We start from the raw sequence: 9700 nt of genomic DNA, 5'->3' as shown, positions 1-9700 counted from the left end.
GACTATTCTTTTCCAGAATATATGGAAAAATGTATCCGTATCATTTTATATGGAATAAAAAAAGACAGGGGGCTTACATTGCATGATAAAGAAGGGTGATTTATTTAAACTGGGCGTAACGGCTCTGACTGTTGCGGCCTTATTGACAGGCTGCGGAGCCCAGCAGGGGGCGCAGAAAGGTGCTGTCGCCGTCAATACGTACAAGGTGCAGGCGGAAGATACGCCTGTCAAAGCAGAATACAGCGGCACCGTGACGGCAACGGATAAAGTTCCCGTACGGCCGAAGATTTCCGGCCGGGTAGTGGAAAAATATGTCCAGGGCGGTCAGGAAGTAACGGCCGGCCAGGCTTTGTTCCGTCTGGACAGCCGTACCTATGATGCGGCTCTGGCTCAGGCCAAGGCCAATCAGGCCCAGGCCGCGGCCAATCTGGCCAATCAGGAACTGAACCTGCGCCGTTATCAGACACTGGCCAGCCAGGATGCCGTGGCCCAGCAGATCGTCACCGATCAGGAAGCGGCTACGGCCCAGCAGCAGGCTGTCGTAGAAGCCAATGCCGCCCAGGTCGATGCCGCCCAGGACAACGTCGATGATACCATCGTCTATGCACCATTTTCGGGCAAACTGAATGTCGATGATGTACCTATCGGTACCTTTGCGACGGCCGGTTCTACCGCACTGGTCACGATTTCCTCCACTAATCCCGTGTTTGTCGAATTTTCCATCAGCGAATCGGAATACCTGCAGATGACGAAACAGACCGGAGCCGGCAGCTGGGGCGATCACCTGCTCCTGCGCCTCAGCGACGGATCTACCTATCCCTATGAAGGCCGTGTCGTCCAGGTCAACCATGGCATGGATGGCAATTCCGGCTCGATTATCGTAAAGGCAGTATTCGACAATCCAGATAATTTGCTCATTCCCGGATTGTATGCGACGGTAGTTTCCGATACCCAGGTACAGCGGAATGCTTTGGCTGTACCGCAGCGTGCCGTACAGCAGACATTGGGTAAATATTACATTTCCATTATCGACAGCGACGGAAAGGCTCAGACGAAAGAAGTTACGCCGGGGCAGAAAGTCGGAAAATTCTGGATTATCACCGACGGTCTGTCCGACGGGGATACAGTCATCGTCGACGGGTATCAGAAAGCCAAAGGAGCAACGCTGGATCAGCATCTGCTGACAAAGACGGATATTGAAAGCAGTTCTGATACGACGACGGATAGTACATCCAAATAGGAGGCAGCACAGTGATATCTAAGTTTTTTATAGACAGGCCTATTTTTGCCATCGTCATTTCGCTGGTCATCTCCATTCTGGGGCTGTTGTCTCTGCTGACATTGCCGATAGCAAAATATCCAAAAGTAACGCCGCCGCAGATCAGTGTATCGGCGACATATGTCGGGGCTAACTCGGAAGTCATCGGGACGACCGTAGCCAGCGTCATCGAACGTCAGATGACCGGTGTTGACGGGCTCGATTATATTTCCAGCTCCAGTAACGATGATGGCCGGTATTCCATGACGGCCCAGTTTAAAACGGGCACGAATGATGATATGGACATGGTCAATACCCAGAACCGTATCAGTCAGATTCAGTCCACCCTGCCGTCGGAAGTAACGCAGACGGGGGTAACTGTACAGAAGTCAACGAGTTCGACCGCTATGGTTTTTGCGCTCGTATCTCCTAGTGGCACGTATGATGCAACGTTTTTGAAAAACTATGCGACCCAGTACTTCATGGATGAATTAAAATCCGTGTCTGGTGTCGGTAACGTACAGGAATTCGGATCGGACTATGCCATGCGTATCTGGCTCAATCCGATGAAAATGAGCATTTTAAAAGTAACGCCGACCGAAGTCATGGCGGCGATTAAATCGCAGAATACGCAGGCTGCTGTCGGTACAGTAGGGTCACAGCCTACGCCAGATAGCCAGACGTATCAGTACAGTATGCGTACAGACGGCCGCCTTCAGACAGCGGAACAGTTTAAGAATATTATTGTCCGCACTAACAGTGACGGATCTATGATCCGCATAGGCGACATTGCCAGTGTCAATCTTGGCAATAAAGATTATAATGTCACCAGCTCTTATAATGGCCAGAATTCGGCAGGGTTCATGGTCAGCCTGACATCCGATGCCAACGCCATGCAGACTGTCGATGGCGTACGAAAAGTATTGGAAAAGGCCAAGCAGTCTTTCCCGAATGACATGGATTACAGTGTAGTCTATGATAGTACACAGTTTGTACGGGCCTCTATTAAAGAAGTTATTGAAACGTTCGTGGAAGCGCTGCTTCTCGTTGCGTTCATCGTATATCTGTTCCTTCAGAGCGGCCGCTCGACGCTCATTCCGCTTATTGCCGTGCCGGTATCTCTGCTGGGGACCTTTGCCAGCTTCAAAGTGCTCGATTTCTCCATCAACACACTGACCCTGTTTGCCATGGTCCTGGCTATCGGCCTGCTCGTCGATGATGCCATCGTCGTCATCGAAGCCGTCGAATACGAAATCAAGTATAATGCCAAGGGGCCACGGGAGGCGACGATCATCGCCATGCGCAATGTACAGAACCCGGTTATCGGCGTTGCCTGTGTACTGGCATCGGTATTCATACCGGTCGGTTTCCTGAGCGGCATGAGTGGTATTTTGTACCGGCAGTTCGCCTTTACCATCGCCATTTCCGTCGCCATTTCGGCCTTCGTCGCCCTGACGCTGACGCCGGCCATGTGCGCTTCTATCCTGAATATACACAAGCCCAATGACAACCCGAAGGGCATTTATAAGTTCTTCCAGAAATTCAACCTGGCCTTTGACCGCCTCATCGACTGGTATGGCATCCGCCTGGCTCATCTCCAGCTCCATCTGAAATGGGTCGTGGCGTTCCTTCTTCTCCTTTGCTGCCTGACTGGGGTTGTTTTCAGGGTTATGCCTACGGGATTTGTTCCTTCTGAAGATAATGGGTTCGTCATGGTTAACGCCACACTCCCGGAAGGGACATCGCAGGTAGAAACCAAGAAATTGACGACAAAGATGACACAATGGCTTCAAAGTCAGCCGGCTGTCAAGGGCGTCATGAATGTTACCGGTTTCAGTATCCTGGCTGGTGGTGCCAAACCGAATGGTATGACTATTTTCCTGGGTATGGATGACTGGTCGCAGCGTAAGACGAAAGATTTGTCTGTCGATGCGCTGGTAGGTAAAACGATGATGTTTGGCAACCAGATTCCTCAGGCACAGGTCATGGCCTTGAATCCGCCTCCTATTGATGGCATGGGTACATCGTCCGGCTTCAGCATTGTCATTGAAGACCGTGGTGGTCATGGCACATCGGATTTGAATGCGACGACGCAGAAATTTATCGCCGCTGCCCGTCAGCGTCCGGAAATCGGTTCTGTCTATACGGCCTTTGCTGCCGATACTCCGGGCTATCAGCTGGATATTGACCGCGACAAGGTAGCACGGGAAGGAGTATCGCTGAGTGATTTGTATACGACGCTGCAATCCTTCTATGGTTCCTATCAGGTCAATGATTTCACCATTTTTGGCCGTAACTTTAAAGTCGTCATTCAGGCGGCGCCGGAGTTCCGCCAGTCTATTGATGCCAATAAACATCTCTATGTCAAGAACAGCAGTGGAGAGCTCATACCGGTATCTAATTTTGTCCGGCCCAAGCCTATCGGTTCTGCTTCTATTATCAACCGCTTCAATGATTATCCTTCCATTACTGTTCAGGGGGCACCGGCCAATGGCTACAGTTCTGGTGATGCCCTGAATGCATTGAAAGAAATCGCCCAGGATACGCTCGGTGAAGGTTATGCCTACGAATGGAGCGGCATGAGCCGTGAAGAAATCGAAGCAGGAAATAAGACCGTTTATGTATTCAGTCTGGCTATCCTCTTCGTATTCCTGGTACTGGCTGCCTTGTACGAAAGCTGGAAGGTACCTTTTGCTGTATTGTTCAGTGTGCCGGCCGGCCTGTTCGGGGCTTCTGCATTTGCCTATCTGCTCAATCAGCAGAATAATATTTACTTCCAGATTGGTATCCTCGCCGTTATCGGCCTGGCTGCCAAGAACGCCATCCTGATCATCGAATACGCGAAAGTCCGTGTCGATGAACGGGGGATGGATCCCGCATCGGCAGCAATCGAAGCGGCTAAAATCCGTCTCCGCCCGATCATCATGACATCCCTGGCCTTCGTCGTAGGTTCTATCCCCCTGGCCATCGCCACTGGGGCGGGCGCCGCGTCGCGAGTCAACATGGGCATTACTGTCGTCTTTGGTACATCCGTTGCAACTATCTTCGGTGTATTCCTCATCCCGATGCTGTTCATCATCGTCGAAAACATTGGGCATCGTTCGAAAAAGAAGCCTCAGGGCGTACAACGGATACAGGATGTATGATTCCGTGAAGGTTCACTGACACCATGTAAAAAAGGAGCTGTCCCATGAAGACAGCTCCTTTTTAAGTTTTAAGTTTATAGTTTTCAGATGTTGCCTGAACATTTAAAAATTCTAAAAACTACAGACTGCTATAAAATATAAAGAGCAAGGGACTGTCTCATGAAGGCTTATGTCATCATGAGACAGTCCCTTGTTTTGTACCGGTTTAGTTACTGGTTCAGCAACGTTTGTTTCAGTTCTTCATATCGTGTCGTGTAATACGGTTTCAGCTGGGCTTCCCGCAGATCGTAGCCAAAGGATCGTCGGCTGATGGAAAGGACGGGCGGGCTCTGGATCCGTTTTGCCACGGCAAAGCCCGACAGGAGGCGCCACCACCGTTCCAGGTCGTCGATAAAGGCTTTGGCCGTAGGGAAGACATCCCGGACGTTGACGGAGCAGCCAATCTGCTTTTCCAGTGTCCCTTCGGCATACCAGGTGAGGATGGTTTCCGGTGTGACCCGCTGCCACCGTTCGACCATGGCGCGGAACAGGTAATCGTGATAGGGATAGACGATGGGGTCCCCCTGGCCTTTGGTGATGTCCTGGCTGGCCGATAATTCCGCACTGGGAACGATATCGATACTGCCCTGGGGAACGACTTCCCGCTGGAATACGACATCATTCAGATACCGGGCGAGTGCATAAACCTGATGTTTCCATAAATCGGCTGTTGCGGCCAGGAAACCGGCATGGTCGCCATAGAGTGTCGCATAGCCGACAGATGATTCGGCTTTATTGGCGTTGCACGTAAAGACACCGCCGAAAGCCGCCGCTGCCGCCGCCAGGATACGGCTGGAACGGTCCCGGGCCTGGATATTTTCTTCGATGAAACTGGTGAGTGCCAGATGGCCTTTTTCTTCGCCATTCTGCAGGAGTGGTGCTTCCCGGAATTGTTTCCGCGTCAGTTCCAGACTGTCCTGGACGGGTATGACTGTGTAGTAGCAGCCGATATGATCTGCCAGCTGCTGTGCCAGGTCTTTGGTCATAGACGAGTTGTAGACACTGGGCATGTTGACGAGGAGAATATTTTCTTTGGGGAGAATGGAAGCGTATAAGGCGGCATTGACTGCCGAATCGATGCCACCGGAGACGCCGAGTACGACCTTGCTGAGGCCGGCATTTTCCATGAAAGACCGGATGCCGTACTGAAGGCTGTGACAGATGTCGGCCACTTCTTCTTCCTGAGGGTTCTGCTTCTGCGGGCTGACGAACGTATGAGACGTTTCGTCGAAATCGAGAATTGCCAGTTCTTCATGAAAGAGGGGGCATTCATAATGGAGGGATCCGTCTTTGCCATAGGCCCCGCTGGCCCCGTCGAAGGTATAGATATTTTTGCCGTTATTCTGGATGCCCGTGCAATTGACATACAGGGCCGGTACGTTGAACTGGCCGATGGATTTGCCGAACAGACGGTGACGGCGCTGGGTCTTGCCGAGGGTAAAAGGAGAATTAGAAATATTGATGAATACATCCAGAGGATAGTTGTCGTGGAGATACTGCATGGGTTTGAAGGGGTAGTTATCATCCCAGCTGTCTTCACAGATGAGCGGACCGACCCGGAGCGTCTGACCGCCGGAGAAGGTCAGGGTAATTGGTGAAATCAAATCTTCCGGGAAGAGGTGCCGTTCCTGGGACACCTGCAGTAGTGAGGTAAAATACCGGGTGTCGCTGAACTCGCGGTAATTAGGCATCAGTGTCTTGATGTAGTAAGGGTAGGGGGACCGTTCCGGACCGATGAATTGGCCATTCTGCGCTACAAACAATGCGTTATATTTACGCTGCCGTCCATCGGGATTGAGACGGGTTTCATCGCAGGCGACATTGCCGAAGAAAATGGTGATCCTATCGGACAGGGCACGGATCCGTTCCCCGAAGCGGACACATTCCCGGATATAATCCGGCTGGTCCCAAATATCTCCGATGAGATATCCCGGAATCGACAATTCCGGAAATACGATGATGTGGCAGTGCTGCTCTTTTGCCTGGGATATGCAGCGTTCCATAGACTGTACGTTCCGTCGCGGGTCACCGGGATGGACGTTCAGCTGGGCGAGTGCTATTTTCAGCATGAGATAAACCTCCCTGGTACATGGGTTAGATTTCAATTACCTATTATAGTACCATATTTTACCGGTAAATGCATCTCATGCATATACAAAAAAAGAGCCGCTCTATGAGGGCTCTTGGATGGTACAGGTCATGAGAAATCAGAAGAAACGGCCAAAAAACGGCAGCCGCTGGGCGTCGGCACGGGTGACGCCGCCCGATACGGCCATGAGGCCGATGTAGATGGCAGATCCGACGACGGTCGTGGCCGCAAGGCTGAGGAACAGACCGATATGCCCGATGGCACCGTAGAGAAAATACATGGCAACGCCCATGATAGCGGCGCAGACGACGTTGCGCACGACTGTTTTCACATCGATGATATAACCGGTCTTGCGATAGATGAAGACCAGATTCAGGGCAGCGGCTACGCCGATATCGGCGACGGTAGCGTAAGAAGCACCGGTGATGCCCAGAGCCGGAATGGCAACCAGGAACCAGTTGCAGGCCACTTTGACCAGGCAGGCGACTCCCATATTGATAACCGGGATTTTTGGCTTTTTGAGGCCCTGCAGGATGGCCGTCGTAATCTGATGAAGCCCCAGAAAACAAATGGCGATGGCAACGGCCCGGGTAGCGTCGGTCGCGGCCGGAGCATTGTAGATAAAGGTAACGACCGGTTCGGCCAGCACGTAGAGCATGACCGAAAAGGGGATGGTGACCAGGAGGGCGATGCGCATGGCGCCAGACGTTTTATTGTAAATTTCCTTCGTATCGCCGAGAGTGAAGCTGTGGCTGATGGCCGGTACGAGACTCATGGCCATGGCCGCCGTGAGAATCGTAGCCAGATTGATGAGCGGTACGGACATGCCCGTGAGGTACCCGAATAATTCCGTTGCCTGATGGGTCGGGTATCCGGCTACTTCCAGACGGCGCGGTACGATTAAAAGGTCCAGGTTGGAGACGACCGGGAGCATGATGCTGGCCAGGGAAATGGGAACGGCCAGGACGATAAGCCGCTTCAGGATGTGGCGGATGCTTTCTTTGGGAAAGACGGGGCCGTCTGTTGGCAGATGGCGCTTCAGTTTATGATAGTAATAGATAAGCACCAGCCAGGCAGCTACCCCGCCGGCACCGGCACCGAGACTGGCACCGCCGGCGGCATAATCGAGCCCGTAGGGAAGCAGCAGTGCGGCAAAACCGAGCATGACTACGACGCGGACGAGCTGTTCGACAATCTGCGATAATGCCGTCGGTGTCATCTGCTGCCAGCCCTGGAGATATCCGCGGTAGCCGGCAATGATGGTCGTAAAGAAGATGGCCGGAGCCAGGGCGATGAGTGAATAATAGGCACGGCTTTCACGGATGATGTGATAATCGATGAGGAACCGCGAGCCGAAGAAGACGAGGACGCTGAGAAACAGAGCCGTCGAACAGAGCATAGTCAGGGAAACGCGAAAGATGCGCTGGGCGCCGTTATAGTCCTCACGGGCCGCTTTTTCGGCGGTGATGATGGAAATGGCGATGGGGATGCCGGCACTGGATATTTCCAGTGCGAGCAGATAAATAGGGAATGCCATCTGGTAAATACCGATACCTTCGCCCCCAAGGATACGGGAAAGGATGATCCAGTTGATACTGCCGATCGCCTTGACGACAAAACCGGAAAGGGTCAGGATCAGCGTACCTGATACGAATTTATTGGCCATTATGAAACCTCTTTTTGCAGGAAATGATGGAAAAAATCTATAACAAACAACTCATTTTATCATATTGTCAGAGAAAAAGATAGAGAAAGGGGGAAAGCTGTCTTTATTCAGCGAGGTATGCTATACTATACAAATATCAAGGGAGGGACATATCTTGCGTATTGTAATAATCGGAGCCGGTAAGCTGGGGTACAGTATTGCCGAGCTGTTATCTAATGAACAATATGACGTCGTCGTCGTCGATCAGAATGAAGAACGGCTGGAAGCCGTCAAAAACAATCTCGACGTGCTGACGATCCTGGCCAATGGCGCCAGCCCTATTACCATGAACGATCCGGATATCCGCAATTCGGACATTCTCGTCGCCGTAACGGCCATCGATGAAGTCAACATGGTTTCCTGTATTCTTGCAAAAAAACACGGCATACGCTATACGGCCGCCCGCATCCGTGATATGCAGTTCATGTCGGAAGCCCAGGATTATCTGAAAGAAAATTTTGATATCGATCTCATGCTGAACCCGGAATTGATTACGGCCCGTGAAATCGACCGCATCCTCATGATGCCGGCCGCTCTCGATGTCGAAGACTTTGCCAATGGCAAGGTCCGGCTCTTTGAAACGAAGGTGCGCCGTCATTCCCACCTGGCCAATGTGCCCCTGAAAGATCTGCAGATGCCCAAGTCCATCCTGGCGGGGATGATATTCCGCGATCACCGCATGATTATCCCTCATGGCGATGACTGCCTCCTGCCTCACGACAATGCCTATTTTATCGGGGACCCCAAGGCCATTGAAAAATTCAGTGAAAATTTCATTCCCAGCGGCACGAAGAAAGTCGAACGGGCTATGATCATCGGTGCCGGACGGACGGGCCGTTTCCTGGCTCCCATGATGGATAAACAGGGTGTCCGGGTCAAGGTCATCGAACAGGACCGGGAACGGTGCCGCATGGTGGCAGATAAGCTGGACGAAGGCATTGCCATCTGCGGGGATGGCACGGATATCGACCTGCTCATCCAGGAAGGCGTTGCCGATGCCGATGTAGTCATCTGCGTGACTGACGATGACAAACTAAATCTCATGCTGGCCCTCATTGCCAAGCATTTTGGCGCCAAAAAGACGATTGTCCGCGTGGCCCGCATCGAATACGTCGATCTCATGCAGAAAGTCGGCGTCGATATTGTCCTTTCGGCGCGGCTCCTGTCCGCCAGTGAAGTACTGGCTTTTGCCCGCCGCGGCGGCGTCGTGTCCGTCTCTCTTCTGGAAGGGGCCAAGGCGGAAGCCGTAGAAGTCATCGTCCAGGAAGGTGCGCCTGTAGCAGGACAGCGCCTGATGGATGTCCGGCTGCCACGGGAGTGTCTGGTCTGTGCCTACGTTCGTGACGGACAGGCTCATATACCAGATGGCAGTTCAATACTGCAGGCGGGCGACCGGACGATTTTGTTCATCCAGACAGAACATTCGAAAAAAGTCATGAAATATTTTAAAGGCAGGGACTGAG

5 protein-coding genes are annotated in these 9700 nt (G+C 52.2%); 3 read left to right on the top strand and 2 right to left on the bottom strand.

Translation table 11 applies throughout. From position 1 onward, the window contains the following. Nucleotides 1–82: 82 nt before the first annotated feature. Both B4H10_RS08930 and B4H10_RS08925 read left to right on the top strand, forming a co-directional pair. Entirely contained in the window at nt 83–1240 is a 1158-nt protein-coding gene (locus B4H10_RS08930; RefSeq protein ID WP_113856068.1) for an efflux RND transporter periplasmic adaptor subunit, read from the top strand. Nucleotides 1241–1251: 11 nt separating this feature from the next. Next, on the top strand, nt 1252–4404 hold the full coding sequence (locus tag B4H10_RS08925) for an efflux RND transporter permease subunit (RefSeq protein WP_292018688.1): 3153 nt from the start codon (nt 1252–1254) through the stop codon (nt 4402–4404). Nucleotides 4405–4613: 209 nt separating this feature from the next. Here B4H10_RS08925 and nadE read toward each other — a convergent pair whose 3' ends face one another. Next, nucleotides 4614–6512, bottom strand: coding sequence for an NAD(+) synthase (nadE, locus tag B4H10_RS08920; RefSeq protein WP_075582209.1), 1899 nt, complete (start codon nt 6510–6512; stop codon nt 4614–4616). 138 nt (nt 6513–6650) lie between these two features. Next, the gene (locus tag B4H10_RS08915; RefSeq protein WP_059077152.1) at nt 6651–8198 is read right to left on the bottom strand and encodes a putative polysaccharide biosynthesis protein; all 1548 of its coding nucleotides are present in this window, start codon (nt 8196–8198) and stop codon (nt 6651–6653) included. A 154-nt stretch (nt 8199–8352) separates the two neighbouring features. Here B4H10_RS08915 and trkA point away from each other — a divergent pair, with 154 nt between their 5' ends. After that, nucleotides 8353–9699 (top strand): Trk system potassium transporter TrkA, encoded by a 1347-nt coding sequence (gene trkA / locus B4H10_RS08910; RefSeq protein ID WP_059077153.1) that lies wholly within the window; start codon nt 8353–8355, stop codon nt 9697–9699. Nucleotide 9700: the final 1 nt, after the last annotated feature.

The organism is Megasphaera sp. UBA4382 (assembly GCF_002391155.1).
Lineage (GTDB): Bacteria > Bacillota > Negativicutes > Veillonellales > Megasphaeraceae > Megasphaera > Megasphaera hexanoica.
This window is presented reverse-complemented; position numbering and strand designations above follow the sequence as displayed.